This window comes from Mycobacterium liflandii, assembly GCF_022354805.1.
GTDB lineage: Bacteria > Actinomycetota > Actinomycetes > Mycobacteriales > Mycobacteriaceae > Mycobacterium > Mycobacterium marinum.
The window spans coordinates 1,936,817-1,952,490 of the sequence record NZ_CP023138.1; the positions used below are offsets into that span (position 1 = coordinate 1,936,817).

Genomic DNA, 15,674 nt, shown 5'->3' on the forward strand with positions numbered 1-15,674 from the left:
TGACGCTAGCGCCCACGCCCCGGCAGACCGACATGCCCCGGGTTCACCTTGACGTTGGGCAGGTTGATGTTCGGCACGCTGACGTTGGGCACGACTTGTTCGACCGAGTTGAGGTTTGGCACCTTGGCGTCGATGTCCACCGACACGCCCGGGATGCCGAGGTCATCGAGGGGCAGGTCATGGATCGGGGCCGAGCTCGGTTGGATGTGCGGTGAGCTGGCGGGAAAGGCGGCCAGGGTCGCCGCCACACCAGCGGCGGCAGCCGCGAGGATGGTGCAGAGATAGATACGCCTGAGTTGCATGGCGGTTTCCTTCCGACGGGGCCGGGCTGGGGTGCCGGCTCGCGACGACGGGCGACTCGGCTTACTGGCACCGGTCCTTGAAGTCGACCACGGGCTGACGGATGCCGTCCAGGTCGGCTTTCACGTCCGGGTTGGCATTGAGGTAATTCTGCACGTTCTCACGCATTGCATCGCGTTCCTGCCCCCTGAGCCCGGTGAAGAATTCGTTGACATCGGGATGGGTGAACAGATAGGTCGAGGTCGCGGCGGCAACGCCGGCGGAGATGCCGGCCAGGTCGGCGGTCGTGCAGTTGGGTGGGGGATCGGCGACGGCGATCGCCGCGCTGCCCAGCAGCATCGCGGCGCCCAGCGCCCCGGTTGCGATCCCAACCGCGATCGTGCGGTATCCGGTAGGGGCTGCGAGCGACATGGCTGCCTCCTCGGGTTTGTCGAGCACTGCGATCAAGTTCATCGCGCAGACCAGCTGCCTGACGAGGGCCGAAAGTCCCATGCTGGTCGCGAGGCCGGCCGGAGGAGGCGGCCGGGATCTTCGTGTCGGTGCTGCCTGGCTAGGCGGCCAGGGTCGCGCTCACGCACACCGTGACGTACGGCAATGCCAGACCGGCCGAGTTGGCCAGCGCCGGATGCGTGGCCAACAGCTCACGCACCTGATCGAGGGTCTTGGTGCGGACCTCGGCCGGTGAGGTGATGCAGTAGCTGCGCGATGCGACCAAGTCGATCAACGCTTGCGGGGTCAGGTAATTGGTCCACTCCACGTGATGGCGCGCCACACCCGTGAACGGTTCGGGCAGCGTGACTTTGTCGCGCACCGGGTCGCTGTCGCGCCCGATGATCCGGCCCAACTCGCGTACCCAGCCGAGCCGCTCGTCGCGGGTGTTCCACACCAGTCCCAGCCGGCCGCCGGGCCGCAGCACCCGGGCCACCTCGGGGATCGCTCGCGCCGGATCCACCCAATGCCAGGCCTGGGCGACCAGAACGGCATCAACGCTGTTGTCTTCCAACGGTATCTCTTCGGCGGTACCCAGCAGCGCCAGCGTTCTCGGCAGCGACGCGCGCAGCACCTCGAGCATCTCGGGAATGGGGTCTACGGCGACCACATCGAGTCCGCGTTCGACCAGGCGGGTCGTCAACTTGCCGGTCCCCGCACCAAGATCGAGAACATCGCGCGCCCCTGCCGGCAGCAGCCAGTCGATCGCTTCGGGTGGATAAGACGGGCGGCCCCGCTCGTATGCGGCCGCCGCCGAACCGAACGACAGCGATGGGTCCTGGGCGGACCCGCTCACCATGGACGCGAGCTTCGGTCTTCGGCCAATCGCAGTGTCTTGTGGATCAATTCACCGACGGCCTCGGACTCCACCAGAAACCCGTCGTGGCCACGGATGGAATCGACGACCTCCAGCCCGGCGCATCCGGGCAACAGATCGGCCAGCTCCTGCTGCAACCGCAGTGGGTAGAGGCGATCGGAGGTGATGCCACCGACGACCACCGGGACCGGGCACCCCCGCAGCGCAGCGTGTATCCCGTCCCTGCCGCGGCCGACATCGTGTCTGTTGAGAGCCTCGGTCAGGATCACATAACTACCGGCATCGAAGCGGGCCAGCAGCTTGTCGCCCTGATGTTCCAGGTAGCTCTGGATCGCGTAGCGCCCGCCGTCCGCGGGATCCTCGCCGCCCTGACCGTCGTTGGCGAACCGGCTGTCGAGTTCGATCTCGCCGCGGTAGGTCAGGTGTGCGAAACGGCGGGCGACCTTCAGCCCGGCTTCGGGCTTGCAGCCGGTCTCGTGATAGTCGCCGTTTCGCCAATTCGGGTCAGCCTTGATGGCTGCGATTTGCGTTGTCTGAGTGCCGATCTGGTCAGCGGTGGCGCGCGCACCCACCGCCAGCAGCAGCGCCGAGCGCACCCGATCGGGATGGCCGACAATCCACTCCAGCGCGCGGGCGCCGCCCATGGATCCGCCGACCACGGCGGCAACCTGGGTGATGCCCAGCGCCGCCAGGGCGGCCATGTCGGCTTCCACCTGGTCGCGCACCGAGATCAAGGGAAATCTCGAGCCCCAGGGTTTTCCGTCCCGGGCAAGTGAGCTGGGGCCGGTGGAGCCGCGGCAACCACCCAGCACGTTGGTGGCTACCGCGCACCAACGGTTGGTGTCGATCGGCGCGCCCGGGCCGACCATCCCGTCCCACCAGCCCGGGGTGGAATGCCCGGGGCCGGCGGGGCCGGTGACGTGCGAATCACCGGTGAGCGCGTGCAACACCATCACCACGTTGTCGCGGGTGGGGGACAACTCGCCCCAGCGCTGCAACGCGATGCAGACGTTGTCGATGACCGCACCGCTTTCCAGGCGCAGTGACCCGATATCGACCAGGCGCACTTCGCCTTCGACGGGCAGTGTTTGGGTGGGCACGTCGGAGATCGTCACGTCGGTGCTCCTCAGATGGCTGCTACTGCCTGTGAATCGCCGCTGAACTTGCGTGCCGCGGCGAACCCGAGCTCCAGGTCGGCTAGGATGTCTTCTATACCCTCGATGCCCACTGCTAAACGCACCAGTCCCGGACTGACGCCGGTGGACAGCTGCTCGGCCGGGCTCAGCTGGGCGTGGGTGGTCGATGCCGGATGGATCACCAGCGAGCGCACATCGCCGATGTTGGCGACGTGGCTGTGCAGTTTGAGCGCATTCACGAATGCTTTACCGGCCTCGACGCCGCCGGCCAACTCGAACGACAGCACCGCCCCGGTTCCCTTGGGGGACAGCTTCTTTGCCCGCTCATGCCACGGCGAACCGGGTAGTCCGGCGTAGTTGACCGTGACGACGTCCTCGCGGTCGGCCAGGAACTCTGCGACGCGCTGCGCGTTGGAAACGTGCCGTTCGATCCGCAGGCTCAGAGTTTCCAGGCCCTGGGCCACCAGGAAGGCGTTGAACGGCGAGGCCGCCGACCCCAAGTCGCGCAGCAGCTGGACGCGTGCCTTGAGGGCATAGGCCGGCGCGCCCAACTCGGCAAACACCACGCCGTGGTAGCTGGGGTCCGGTGTGGTGAATTCGGGAAAACGGCCCTGCGTCCAGTCGAATGTGCCGCCATCGACGATCACACCCGCGATCGCGGCGCCGTGCCCGCCCAGGTACTTGGTGGCCGAGTGCACGACGATGTCGGCGCCCTGCGTGAACGGCCGAATCAGGTACGGCGTGGCGATGGTGTTGTCGACGATCAGCGGTATCCCGTTGCGGTGGGCGACTTCAGCAACCCCGGGGGTGTCGAGCAGGTCGATCTGCGGGTTGGAGATGGTCTCACCAAAAAACGCCTTGGTGTTGGGCCGCACCGCCGCCTGCCACGAGTCCAGGTTGTCGGGGTCGTCGACGAAGCTGACCTCGATCCCCAGCTTTGCTAGCGAGTAATGGAACAGGTTGTAGGTGCCGCCGTAGAGGCGGGGGCTGGACACGATGTGATCGCCCGCGCCGGCCAGGTTGAGGATGGCGAAGGTTTCCGCGGCCTGACCGGAGGACAGGAACAGCGCGGCGACCCCACCTTCGAGCGCGGCGATGCGCTGCTCGACCACATCGGTAGTGGGGTTGCCCAGCCGCGTGTAGATGTTGCCGGGAACCTCCAGGCCGAACAAAGCGGCAGCGTGCGCCGTGTTTTCGAAGGTGTACGAGGTGGTTTGGTAGATCGGCAGCGCCCGCGCGTTGGTGGCGGAATCGGGCTGCTGGCCGGCGTGGATCTGCTTGGTTTCAAATGACCAATGCGCGGTCGGATCTGCGTCAGTGCTGGTGTTTTCGGCGCTCATGAGGCTACTTTCCCTGTCTGCTCAGGGGCCCGTCATGGCGGACCCGCGCTTGCCGTGTAGCCGACTGTGGCTACTCAACCTGGTCATCACCCGGGGCACCCCACCGCGGTTGGAGGGTTGCCGGCCAGCAAGCCGGGGCTTGACGCTGGCGCTCATGACCGATCTGAAGCCTACCGTATCGCGGCTTGCTCGTGCCAACTCTCTGTGCGGGCGGCATCGCCGTCGCATGCCCCGAGCCTGCGAACAGCCCTTGTAATCTGGGCTGATGAGCAACCGCTCGCCCAAACTCACAGCGCGGGAGGAATTGGGCTCAGATGTCTGGTGAACCCAAGATCACGGTCAGCGGCCCGGTCGTGGAACTCGACGGCGACGAGATGACTCGCGTTATCTGGAAGCTCATCAAAGACCGGCTGATTCTCCCGCATCTGGACGTGAAGCTGCTCTACTACGACTTGGGTATCGAGCACCGGGACCGCACCAACGACCAGGTGACCATCGACGCGGCGTATGCGATCAAGAAGCACGGTGTGGGCGTCAAGTGCGCGACCATCACCCCCGACGAGGCCAGGGTCCGGGAATTCAACCTCAAGAAGATGTGGCTGTCGCCGAACGGGACGATCCGAAACATATTGGGGGGCACGATTTTCCGTGAGCCCATCGTGATCTCCAACGTTCCGCGGCTGGTTCCGGGCTGGACCAAGCCAATCGTCATCGGCCGCCACGCATTCGGCGACCAATACCGCGCGACGAACTTCAAAGTCGACCGGCCGGGCACCGTGACGCTGACGTTCACACCCGCTGACGGCAGCGAGCCGATCGTGCACGAAATGGTGTCCATCCCCGAGGACGGCGGGGTGGTGATGGGCATGTACAACTTCAGAAAATCCATTCAGGACTTCGCTCGGGCGTCTTTTTCCTATGGCCTAAACGCCAAATGGCCGGTGTACTTGTCCACCAAGAACACCGGCCTGAAGGCCTATGACGGCATGTTCAAAGACGAATTCCAGCGAATCTACGAAGAGGAGTTCAAGGAGCGGTCCGATGCCGAAGGCCTGACCTACGAGCATCGCTTGATCGACGACATGGTTGCTGCCTGCCTCAAATGGGAGGGCGGCTACGTCTGGGCCTGTAAGAACTACGACGGCGACGTCCAGTCAGACACGGTGGCGCAGGGCTACGGATCGCTGGGACTGATGACGTCGGTGCTGATGACGGCTGACGGCAAGACTGTGGAGGCCGAGGCCGCCCACGGCACCGTCACGCGCCACTACCGCCAGTACCAGGCCGGCCAGCCGACCTCCACCAATCCGATCGCCTCGATCTTCGCCTGGACGCGTGGCCTGGCGCACCGCGGCAAACTGGACAACACCCCCGAGGTCGTTCAATTCGCGCAGACGCTGGAAGACGTCGTCATCAAGACCGTGGAGAGCGGAAAGATGACCAAGGATCTGGCGATCCTGATCGGTCCCCAGCAGGCCTGGCTCAACAGCGAGGAGTTCCTCGAAGCGATCGCCGAGAATTTGGCGAAGAAGCTGGGCTGACCGGCAACGGCTAGCTGGCCGGCGGTTCGGCGGAGCGGAGGTGCGGGCAGCACTCTTCGATGAAGCCGCTGATCAGCGCGGTGACGCGGGCCGGCGCCTCGAACATCGGGACGTGTCCCACATTGTCGAGCACGGTGACCCGGTGGTCGTCGGGTAGATGGGTGGTGAAATGGCGGCTGTACCGGGGAGCGGGAATGATGCGGTCCTTCCCGCAGATCACCAGATGCGCCGGGACGGCATTTTCGGCGAGCTCGCGCAGACCGCGCAGCAGTAGCGCCTTGACCAGCAGCTGAAGGTAGGCGGGGCAGTGCGCGACGTCATCGATGCAGCCGAGCAGTTCGGCGTCGCTGACGCCGTCGGGCGACGCGCTGATCGCGTAGGTCGCCAACCGGCGGCTAAACGGCAGGCGCATCACCCGCGGCCCGAGCAGCCAAGCCAGCGCTAGCAGCGGGATGCCCATGACGAACTTGATGATCACCTCGAACTTGGCCGGGCTCCACCGCGTCCAGCCACCGGCGGGTGCGATGTCGGTGACACTGCGCGCGCGCCCCCGGCGCTCGAGTTCGAATGCGACCCAGCCGCCCAGTGAATTGCCGACGATGTGGGCGCTGTCCCAGCCCAATTCGTCCATCTGACGCTCGACGTGATCGGCCAGCACCGCCGACGACAGGAACCAGGTACCGGCCCGCGGCCCGCCGTTGTGGCTGGCCATGGTCGGGGCAAACACCTCGTAGCGGCCGGTGTCGGCCAATCTCTGGGCCACTTGCTCCCACACCGCCTGGGACAGCAGGAAGGGGTGCAGCAGCAGCACCGGTTCTCCTGAGCCCAAGTGGATCGGCGCACGGGTCGGCGCCGAGGGTGAAGGGCCAAGCAGACGTCTCATATCACCGACAGTACAAGGTGGTACCGGCGGTATCGCAAGTGTCTGCGAATCGCCGAAATTTGCGCATGAAAGGATCGGGGACACCATGAGCACCCCGACCGGATCCCGCCGGATTTTCTCCGGCGTGCAGCCAACTTCTGACTCACTTCACCTCGGTAATGCGCTGGGCGCCGTCACCCAGTGGGTTGCGCTGCAGGACGACCACGACGCGTTCTTCTGCGTCGTCGACCTGCATGCGATCACCCTCCCGCAGGATCCCGAGGCACTGCGGCGCCGCACGCTGGTCACCGCCGCGCAATACCTGGCGCTGGGTATCGATCCCGCTCGCGCCACCATCTTTGTGCAAAGCCACGTGCCGGCCCACAGTCAGCTGGCCTGGGTGCTGGGCTGCTTCACCGGTTTCGGACAGGCGTCTCGGATGACGCAGTTCAAAGACAAGTCGACGCGCCAGGGCGCCGATTCCGCGACGGTCGGCCTGTTCACCTACCCGGTGCTGCAGGCCGCTGATGTGCTGGCCTACGACGCGGAGCTGGTGCCGGTGGGGGAGGACCAACGTCAGCACCTGGAACTGGCGCGCGACATCGCGCAGCGGTTCAACGGGCGCTTCCCGGACACCTTCGTGGTGCCCGACGTCCTCATCCCCAAGATCACCGCCAAGATCTACGACCTGCAGGATCCGACGTCGAAGATGAGCAAGTCGGCCAGCACCGACGCCGGGTTGATCAGCCTGCTCGACGCGCCGGCGGTGTCGGCCAAGAAGATTCGCTCGGCGGTGACCGACAGCGAACGCGAAATCAGCTACGACCCCGAGGCCAAACCCGGCGTTTCGAACCTGCTGAGCATTCAGTCCGCGGTCAGCGGCGTCAGTATCGACACCCTGGTGGACGGCTACGCGGGACGGGGCTACGGCGATCTGAAAAAGGACACCGCCGAGGCCGTCGTCGCCTACGTCAGCCCGATCAAAGCCCGTGTCGACGAACTCACTGCCGATCTCAGCGAACTCGAGACGGTGCTCGCGGCAGGAGCCGAACGGGCCCACGACATCGCGAGCAAGACCGTGCAGCGTGTCTACGATCGGTTGGGTTTTCTTCCGCAACGGGGGTAAGTGTTTGACCACGACGACTGAGCCGGCCAAACCAGGAACTTTGGATAGGCTGCGAGCCCGGTATGGGTGGTTCGACCACGAGATGCGCGCCGCCAAGCGATTCAATGAGCAGCGCGGCGGCTTCTTCGCCGGAGGTCTGACCTACTACACGATTTTCGCGTTGTTTCCTTTGCTGATGGTCGGTTTCGCCGTATTCGGCTTCGTGCTGGCCAGCCATCCCGACCTGCTCAAGACGATTGACGGCAAGATCCGGGAGTCGGTCTCAGGGGCCTTGAGTCAACAGCTGGTCGGGCTGATGAATTCGGCGATCGATGCGCGGGCATCCGTCGGCCTGATCGGCCTGGCGACCGCGTCATGGGCGGGCTTGACCTGGATGTCGCACCTGCGGGTGGCGCTCAGTGAGATGTGGGCTCATCCGGTCCAGCGGGTGGGCTACGTGCGCACCAAGCTCTCCGATCTGACCGCGATGATCGGCACATTCCTGGTGACCATGCTGACAATCGCGCTCACCGCACTGGGCCACCTCAGGCCGATGGCCACGGTGCTGAGCTGGTTTGGGATACCTGAGCTTGCGATCTTCAACGTGGTCTTCCGACTGATTTCGATACTGATATCGGTGCTGGTGGCTTGGTTGATGTTCACCTGGATGATCGCCCGGCTGCCGCGGCAGCCGGGCCGTCTGGGCACCTCGATGCAGGCCGGTCTGATGGCCGCCATCGGATTCGAACTGTTCAAACAGGTGGCGTCGATCTACCTGCGAACGGTGCTGCGCAGCCCGGCCGGCGCCGCGTTCGGGCCGGTGTTGGGGTTGATGGTGTTTGCCAATGTCACCGCCTATCTGGTGCTCTTCGCCACCGCGTGGGCGGTCACCAAAGATCCATATTCCGAACATATTGAGCCACCCGGCCCCGCGATCATCAGCCCGCGCATACAGGTCGAGGAAGGCCTGGGGGTGCGGCAGACGGTGGCCGCGCTGATCGCGGGCGCCGTTGGAGCGCTGACGATATCGCGGCTGTTCCGCCGGCGCCGCTAGTCCTCGACGGCCTGCCACTCGCCGTTGGCCATCACCGCGGCCACGCGCAGATCGCGATCGAGCACAACGAGATTGGCGTCAAAGCCGGCCCGCAGGCTGCCCCGTCGTGCCAGCCCGACGGCGCGCGCCGGGGTCGCCGAGGTCATCTGCACCGCGGCGGCCAGCGCCCCGGCATCGAGTGCGGCCCCCGCCCCAGCCCGAAATGCGGCGCGAAAGAGCCGGTCCATGGTGGCCGTGCTGCCCGCGATCGTCGGGGTGCCACACACCCGCGCCACGTTCGACTCGACCTCAATCGGCACCGATCCCAGACGATATGTGCCATCGCCACATCCGGCCGCGGCTATCGCGTCGGTGACCAACGCGACCCGGTCGGGGCCGACGGCCTCGATCACGGCCGCCACCACGGCGGGATGGACGTGTACCCCGTCGGCGATCAATTCGAGCGTCACCGCCGGGTCCTTCAGCAATGCCAGGGCGGGCCCGGGCTCGCGGTGGCCCAGGGGCGCCATCGCGTTGAACAGGTGAGTGGCGACGGTGGCACCGTGGCCGATGGCCTGGCAGGTCTGCTCGTAGGTCGCATCGGTGTGCCCGAGGGCCACCACCACACCGGCGGCCAAGAAGCGCCTTATCGTGTCGGCGGATCCGGGCAATTCCGGGGCCAGCGTCACCATGCGGATGGTGCCGTTGGCGGCCGCCAGCAGCGCATCGATTTCGGCGGGGTCCGGCGCACGCACTTGGGTGTGGTCGTGCGCGCCGCACCGTGCGGGGCTCAGCCACGGGCCCTCCAGATGGATGCCTGCGATGGTGCCCGAGCGGCCCGAGCTGATGGCTTCGGCCAGCTTGGCTACCGCCGAAAGCAGTTGCGCGGGTGCGGCGGTGACCAGGCTGGCCAGCATCGTGGTGGTGCCGTGGCGCAGGTGAAACTCGCTGGCTTGGATCAAGGCCCGGCCACCGGCGTCGGCGTCGGCGAACGACGCGCCCGCTCCGCCGTGCACGTGGATGTCGACGAACCCCGGCACCACGATCGAGTCCGGGAAGTCGAAGTCGGCCAAAGGCGCTGTGCCGGTGCCGCAATCCGCGATTTTGTGGCCCGCCGTCCGTATCCAGCCGGGTCGGCAAAGTTCTCCGTCGATGACCACAGACCCGGCACAGATGAGGGTCACGGAGCTTCCGTCAGCTTCTCCGGCCAGCGTCCGCCGTTCTCCCAGAAGTGCCGAATTTCCTCGAGCTGGCGGCCCTTGGTTTCCGGGGCGTAGCGGTAGACGACGCCGAACGCCACCAGCGCGAGCACCCCGAATACGGCGAACGCTCCCGAACCACCGAGTGAATGCAACATGGTGAGGAAGACGGCGGCAACGATCGCGTTCGCGATGAGGTTGGCGGTCAGCATGGTGCTCGACCCGATGGAACGTAGCCGGGTGGGGAAGCTTTCGCTGGCGTAGACCCAGCCCAGGGAGCCAAAGCCCATCGTGTAGCCGATGATGAACAGCAAAATGCCTGCGAACCCCAGTATCGCTGCGCCCTGTCCGCGGGCGAACACGGCCATCAGCGCGACGTCGGCAACGATCATGATGGCGATGCCCGACAACAGGATTGGCCGACGGCCCACGCGGTCCACCAGCAGCAGGGAGGTGATCACGGCCGCCACACCGGCGATCTGAACCAGCGCCGGCAATCCCAGGAGGGCGAAATCGCCAGTGAAGCCCATGGCTTCGAAGATCCGCGGACTGTAGTAGATGATGGCGTTGATCCCGGTGATCTGGATCAAGAAGCCCAGCGTGATCACAAAGATGGTGGCGCGCAGAAAGGGCGGTCGCAGCATTTCGGACACGCCGCCGCTACCTTCACTCAACGCGGTGCCGATCTCGGCCAGTTCTTCCTCGACATCGGCGGCGGGGTCCACCCGCAGCAGCGCCGCGCGGGCCTCCTGGATGCGGCCCTTCATCACATACCACCGGGGCGTGTCGGGCATGCGGATCAACAAGGGCAGCAACAGCATTGCGGGGACGGTGGCCAGTCCCAGCATCCAGCGCCAGCTGTGCGTACCGGCCAGCAGGTACCCGGTGAGATAGCCGACGATGAGTCCGCTGACGGTGGTGAGTTGGTAGACCGTGAGCAGCGATCCGCGCACCGCGGCCGGAGCGGATTCCGCGACATAGACCGGCACCACGACAATCGAGACGCCGACGGCCAGACCCAGCAAGAAGCGCGCCGCCAACAGCATCGGTAGCGACACCGACAGCGCGCCCAGCACCGCGAACATCGTGTAGGCGACGAGCAGCATCACCACCGACTTTTTGCGCCCGATCGCATTGGCCAGTACGCCGGCGCCCAGCGCTCCCACGATCTGACCGATCACCACCATCGTGGTCAGCAGCTCCTGCTGGTGGGTGCTCAGGCCGAATTCTTCGGTGATGAACAGCTGCGCGCCGGCGATGATGGATAGGTCGTATCCGTAGATGAGCCCGACGCTGGCCGCGGTCAGCACGACCAGGATGCCCCGTTGCACGTCCGTGCTCAGCCGGCTGTGGCCTGGACCGTGGGCGGCTCAGCAACGCTGCCCGGATCGGTGAAAGCAAAGCCGAATTGGCGGCGGCCGGTGCGAATTGCTTCGCCATCCCGGCTTGAGCCGGCATCCTCGCAAAGGGCAGTCATCCCGATACCGTGACACAGCAGCCGGGGCTAATCAACAACCCGTCGGCCGTGAATTTCAGTGCTGCGGCCGGTTGTTCAGCGAGCGCGCGACCAGCATCAAACCGAACACGATGATGGCACCGATCACCGCGACACCGACTCGCACCGGCAGGGCGTCGGCCGATGACACCAGCCCGGCGGCCTGAGCGTCGGCGAGGCGGCGCGCTTCGGGAGTTTCCTTGGGGGCCACCAGGCTGGGATCGGGTTCAATCAGCGAACCGATCTGGGTGCCCTGGGCGGTGCTGAACCCGTAGTCCAGCAGGTGCGCGGCCTGTTCCCAGGGGGCGATCGGCTGGCGAGTTCCGTGTAGCAGCACCGCGAACAGGCGCCGGCCGTTGTGGTTTGCCGCACCAACGAAGGTCTGGCCGGCGTCATCGGTGTAGCCGGTCTTGCCGCCCAGCGCGCCCGGGTAGTTGTACAGCAGGTGGTTGTCGTTCTCCAGCTCGTAGCCGGGATGTTCGCCATGGCCGGGGAAGTCGAAGGTGCGGGTCGCGACGATGTCGGCGAAGATCGGGTTCTGCCAGGCGTATCGGTAGAACAGGCCGATGTCATAGGCCGAGGTGCTCATGCCGGGCCCGTCCAAGCCTGATGGGGTGGCGACGCGGGTGTCGCGGCCACCCAGCTTGGCGGCCAGCATGTTGATCTTTTCCAGCGCCGTCTGCATGCCGCCGAGTTGGATGGCCAGCGCGTGTGCGGCGTCGTTGCCCGAATGCATCAGCAGACCGTGCAGCAACTGGTTGACGGTGTACATGCCGCCGGCGTTGACGCCGACCTTGGTGCCTTCGGCCGCCGAGTCGTCGTTGGTTCCGGGCACGGCCTTGTTTTGGTTCAGCTCCTTGATGGAGACCATCGCGACCAGGACCTTGATGATGCTGGCCGGGCGGTGCCGGGCGTGCGGATCGCGGGCGGCGATGATGGCGCCGCTATCCAGATCTCCCACCAGCCAGGCTTCGGCGGAGACATCGCCGGGTACCGGCGGGGTGTCCGGCGCCGCGATGATCCCGCAGCCTCCCAGCGCGTTGCCGCCGACCGGCGCCGAGGGCACCGCCAGCGGCAGGGGAGGTTCGCCGGCCTGGGGGACCTCCGACGAGTCCACCGCGGGCGGGGTGGTGACCCGATATGGGCACTCCTGGGCTCCGCTGTTCGCTTCGGCATTGGGCTCGGCCGACGCCGACGGCAGGGCGGCGGGCATGCCCACCAGAGCCGGCCCGGCCGCCATGAAAACGGCTGCGGCCAGGCACGATGCGGCGCGTAATAGGTACATCGTTGTGCAGATTAGGCGATCGCCGCCTCGATCCGGGGGAGCCGCGCTGTTACAGATGTGGCGGAAGTTATAAATAGTTATTTGACAGTGTCAGAAAATGGTATGACACTGTCAAATAACTATAGAATCGTTACTGACTCTCTCCGAATTCGCCGCGGCGGCTGGCTTGGCCGTGCAGGCATCTGGCGCCGTGCCCGACAATCGCCAGGCCAAGCCGATACCGGCGGAACGGATGATCCGCTACTACACCGCGCGCGGGTTGCTGCCCCGTCCCGGAACCCGCGGACGCGCGCTCACCTATGGCCGGACTCACCTGTTGCGGCTGGTGGCGATCAAGCGGTTGCAGGGCCAGGGCCTGTCGCTCGGGGAGATCGCCGAGCGTCTGGAGGCGCTGTCACCGGCGGAGCTGGAGTCGCTGGCGGCTATCCCGCCCAGCGCGATGCCGCCCGGCCTGGGCGACCCGGAGACGACCACCGAGTCCAGCCGCGCCGCCGGCCGATTCTGGCGAGAGGTCCCCGAACCCATCGCCACCCAAGCCGTCGCCGACGGGTCGGCCGAGCATCCGAGCGTCACCGATCTGCGGGCCATCCGGCTCTCCGACACCGTCACATTGCTGATCGACGGCCATGCGTACCCGTTGCCCGAGTTGGAGAGTCTGCGTCGCGCGGCCGCTCCGCTGCTGGATCTGCTTACCGCCGCCACCAACGGCGCCGACGGTGCCACCAACGACGCCCAGGAAAGGATTCGCCATGAGCGTTGAGTTACTGCCACTGATCACCTCCGAACCCGCGGCGCCCGCTGCCACGGGTGCACCCACCTGCGGTGAGCTCAGCGCGGCCGATGGCCGCCGGCTGCCGCTGAAGGCGGTGAGTGTGCAGACCGCCGTGGTCGGCATGACCGCGACGTCAACCGTGCGCCAGCGCTTCGTGAACACCGGCGATACCGCGATCGAGGCCACCTATGTGTTCCCGCTGCCGGCGCGCGCGGGTGTCACCGACTTTGTCGCCGATCTGGCGGGACGGCGCGTGGTCGGCGTCCTCGAGGAACGCGGTCAGGCGCGCGAAGACTACGAGCAGGCGCTGGCCGCCGGGCAGCGCGCGGCGATCGTGGAAGAGGACCGCCCGGATGTCTTTTCGGTGCGGGTCGGCAATCTCGGGCCGGGCGAGCAGGCCACCATCGAGATGTGCCTGACCGGCCCGCTGGCCTTCGAGGACGGCGAGGCCACCTACCGATTCCCGCTTGTGGTCGCGCCGCGCTACACCACCGGCCACCCGGTGGGCGGGGACCAGACCGGTTCCGGGGTGGCCCGCGACACCGATGCCGTACCGGACGCATCGCGGGTGACACCGCCGCTGCTCACCGACGCCGACGAACGTCCCGATCTGCAGATTTCCCTATCGGTGGACGGTGCCGGCCTGCCCGTCTCGGACCTGCGGGCCTCGCTGCCGACCGCCGTGCTGGCGCCCGCGGCCGACGGCCTGGCCCGGCTGCGCGTCGAGTCGGGTGCGCGGGCCGACCGCGATTTCGTGCTGCGTTTCCGCCTGGACCAGGGCCGGCTGTCGTCGTCGGCGCTGCTGGTTGCGGACGCGGCCGGTGCGGATGCCACCGATGCCGAAGAAGGCACCTGGTCGCTGACCCTGGTGCCGCCGGCCGAACCGTCCAGCGCCCCACGCGATGTGGTGGTGGTGCTGGATCGCTCCGGATCGATGGGCGGCTGGAAGATGGTCACCGCCCGGCGCGCGGCCGGGCGCATCGTCGACATGCTCGATGCCGGTGACCGGTTTTGTGTGCTGGCCTTCGACGACCGGATCGAAACGCCGCCGGCGATGCCGGATGGGCTGGTGCCAGCCAGTGACCGCAACCGGTTCGCCGCGTCCTCGTGGCTGGGTTCGTTGCGCAGCCGCGGCGGCACCGTCATGGCGCAACCCCTCACCAATGCCGTCGAGATGCTCGCCGACTCTGGCGAAGACCGGCAGGCCAGCGTGGTCTTGGTGACTGACGGCCAGATCAGCGGGGTAGACCACCTGTTGCGGTCGCTGGCGCCCGCGGTGGGGCGAACCCGGATCTACTGCGTGGGTGTCGACCGTGCCGTCAACGCCGGCTTCCTGGAGCGGCTGGCCGGATTGGGCAGCGGTCGAGCCGAGCTGGTCGAGTCCGAAGACCGCCTGGACGAGGTGATGGCCCGACTGGCTCGCACCATCGGGCGCCCGGCGCTGACCTCGATCAGGGTGCGCGCCGAAGGATTCGAGGCCATCGAGGACACCGTCACCCCAGACCGGGTTCCCGACGCCTTCGCCGGCGTGCCATGCGTGATCTCCGGGCGCTATCGCGGGCCCGCCGCCGACGCCGCGCTGCACGTGGAAGCCGACGGGGCCACCGGTCGCTACACCGCGACGGTGACCGCCAGGCCGGTGACGGATGCCCGTGCGGTACAGACGATCTGGGCTCGCTCGGTGGTCCGCGATCTGGAGGACGCCTACGCCTGCGGTCGCGGCACCGACGAGCTGGAACAGCGGCTGGTCGCGCACTCCATCCGGTTCGGGGTGTTGTCGCGGTTCATCGCGTTCGTGGCCATCGACCCCGAACGGTCCGAGGCCGGGCCGATCGCCGAGGTCATGCAGCCCGTCGAGCTGCCGTCCGGGTGGGCGCCGGTCACTGGCGGCTTCGTCGGGGCGGCCGCCGCCGTTGCCCGCGGCGGGGCTGCCGGCCCGTCGATGGTCTTGCCGGCCGCCGCCCCGATGCCCACCGCGGAGTCTGCTCCGGTGCCCTCGCTGCGGGATCTGCTGCGGCGGGTGGAGATGGGCATCGGTAGCGACGGCGCCGAACTCGACCCGGAACTCGACGACGTCTGGTCGGCGTTGACCGTTCATCGCGACCGGGCAACCGATCCGGTGTTGGCTTCGGCGCTCACGGTGCTCTGTGATGCCCTCAACCGCTACCTGTGCACCGCCACGAAGGAAAACGCCGAGCAGGTGAAGACCGACCTCGAGGTGGTCACGCAGGTTGTCGATGCGCGCCTTCCCAAACATCGGGGCCGGCTGGTGAGCAAGCTGCGGTTCTGGGAGTAGATGG

General features: G+C 66.8%; 14 protein-coding genes and 1 riboswitch. Of the genes, 5 read left to right on the forward strand and 9 right to left on the reverse strand.

Annotated features, from left to right (window positions below):
- Nucleotides 1-5: 5 nt before the first annotated feature.
- The 5 genes from CKW46_RS08825 to CKW46_RS08845 all read right to left on the reverse strand — a co-directional run bounded on the left by CKW46_RS08825 (nucleotide 6) and on the right by CKW46_RS08845 (nucleotide 4,082).
- Complete coding sequence (locus tag CKW46_RS08825) at nucleotides 6-302, reverse strand: hypothetical protein (RefSeq protein WP_011739587.1); 297 nt, start codon at nucleotides 300-302, stop codon at nucleotides 6-8.
- Nucleotides 303-363: 61 nt separating this feature from the next.
- Nucleotides 364-711 carry a heme-binding protein gene (locus CKW46_RS08830; RefSeq protein WP_015354773.1) on the reverse strand — a complete coding sequence of 116 codons (348 nt, stop codon included), beginning with the start codon at nucleotides 709-711 and terminating at the stop codon, nucleotides 364-366.
- Between the two features lie 139 nt (nucleotides 712-850).
- The gene (locus CKW46_RS08835) at nucleotides 851-1,588 is read right to left on the reverse strand and encodes a class I SAM-dependent methyltransferase (protein WP_011739589.1); all 738 of its coding nucleotides are present in this window, start codon (nucleotides 1,586-1,588) and stop codon (nucleotides 851-853) included.
- Complete coding sequence (metX, locus tag CKW46_RS08840; protein WP_015354774.1) at nucleotides 1,582-2,721, reverse strand: homoserine O-acetyltransferase MetX; 1,140 nt, start codon at nucleotides 2,719-2,721, stop codon at nucleotides 1,582-1,584. Before metX ends, CKW46_RS08835 begins: the two co-directional genes overlap by 7 nt.
- 11 nt (nucleotides 2,722-2,732) lie before the next feature.
- Nucleotides 2,733-4,082, reverse strand: coding sequence for a bifunctional o-acetylhomoserine/o-acetylserine sulfhydrylase (locus tag CKW46_RS08845; protein ID WP_012393065.1), 1,350 nt, complete (start codon nucleotides 4,080-4,082; stop codon nucleotides 2,733-2,735).
- A gap of 40 nt (nucleotides 4,083-4,122) precedes the next feature.
- Nucleotides 4,123-4,242, reverse strand: a riboswitch (SAM riboswitch).
- A 154-nt stretch (nucleotides 4,243-4,396) separates the two neighbouring features.
- Here CKW46_RS08845 and CKW46_RS08850 point away from each other — a divergent pair.
- Entirely contained in the window at nucleotides 4,397-5,623 is a 1,227-nt protein-coding gene (locus tag CKW46_RS08850) for an NADP-dependent isocitrate dehydrogenase (RefSeq protein ID WP_015354775.1), read from the forward strand.
- A gap of 10 nt (nucleotides 5,624-5,633) precedes the next feature.
- On the opposite strand, the gene ephH is transcribed toward CKW46_RS08850, so the two are convergent.
- Nucleotides 5,634-6,431 (reverse strand): epoxide hydrolase EphH, encoded by a 798-nt coding sequence (ephH, locus tag CKW46_RS08855; protein WP_041300076.1) that lies wholly within the window; start codon nucleotides 6,429-6,431, stop codon nucleotides 5,634-5,636.
- 160 nt (nucleotides 6,432-6,591) lie between these two features.
- Here ephH and trpS point away from each other — a divergent pair, with 160 nt between their 5' ends.
- Nucleotides 6,592-7,611 carry a tryptophan--tRNA ligase gene (gene trpS, locus CKW46_RS08860; RefSeq protein ID WP_117436973.1) on the forward strand — a complete coding sequence of 340 codons (1,020 nt, stop codon included), beginning with the start codon at nucleotides 6,592-6,594 and terminating at the stop codon, nucleotides 7,609-7,611.
- Between the two features lie 4 nt (nucleotides 7,612-7,615).
- Nucleotides 7,616-8,644 carry an inner membrane protein YhjD gene (gene yhjD, locus CKW46_RS08865; RefSeq protein WP_482053058.1) on the forward strand — a complete coding sequence of 343 codons (1,029 nt, stop codon included), beginning with the start codon at nucleotides 7,616-7,618 and terminating at the stop codon, nucleotides 8,642-8,644.
- On the opposite strand, the gene nagA is transcribed toward yhjD, so the two are convergent.
- From nagA to dacB1, 3 genes are all read right to left on the reverse strand, one after another.
- Nucleotides 8,641-9,807 (reverse strand): N-acetylglucosamine-6-phosphate deacetylase, encoded by a 1,167-nt coding sequence (gene nagA, locus CKW46_RS08870; protein ID WP_015354778.1) that lies wholly within the window; start codon nucleotides 9,805-9,807, stop codon nucleotides 8,641-8,643. The genes yhjD and nagA overlap by 4 nt on opposite strands.
- The gene (locus tag CKW46_RS08875) at nucleotides 9,804-11,153 is read right to left on the reverse strand and encodes a sugar porter family MFS transporter (protein WP_015354779.1); all 1,350 of its coding nucleotides are present in this window, start codon (nucleotides 11,151-11,153) and stop codon (nucleotides 9,804-9,806) included. Before CKW46_RS08875 ends, nagA begins: the two co-directional genes overlap by 4 nt.
- Before the next feature lie 201 nt (nucleotides 11,154-11,354).
- Entirely contained in the window at nucleotides 11,355-12,602 is a 1,248-nt protein-coding gene (gene dacB1 / locus CKW46_RS08880; RefSeq protein WP_482053059.1) for a D-alanyl-D-alanine carboxypeptidase DacB1, read from the reverse strand.
- A 190-nt stretch (nucleotides 12,603-12,792) separates the two neighbouring features.
- Between dacB1 and CKW46_RS08885 the strand changes: the two genes are divergently transcribed.
- Both CKW46_RS08885 and CKW46_RS08890 read left to right on the forward strand, forming a co-directional pair.
- Nucleotides 12,793-13,362: a helix-turn-helix domain-containing protein gene (locus CKW46_RS08885; RefSeq protein WP_020727327.1), complete on the forward strand. Its 570-nt coding sequence runs from the start codon at nucleotides 12,793-12,795 to the stop codon at nucleotides 13,360-13,362.
- Nucleotides 13,352-15,670 carry a VIT domain-containing protein gene (locus CKW46_RS08890; RefSeq protein ID WP_482053060.1) on the forward strand — a complete coding sequence of 773 codons (2,319 nt, stop codon included), beginning with the start codon at nucleotides 13,352-13,354 and terminating at the stop codon, nucleotides 15,668-15,670. The genes CKW46_RS08885 and CKW46_RS08890 overlap by 11 nt, the downstream gene beginning before the upstream one ends.
- The last annotated feature ends 4 nt before the right edge of the window (nucleotides 15,671-15,674 follow it).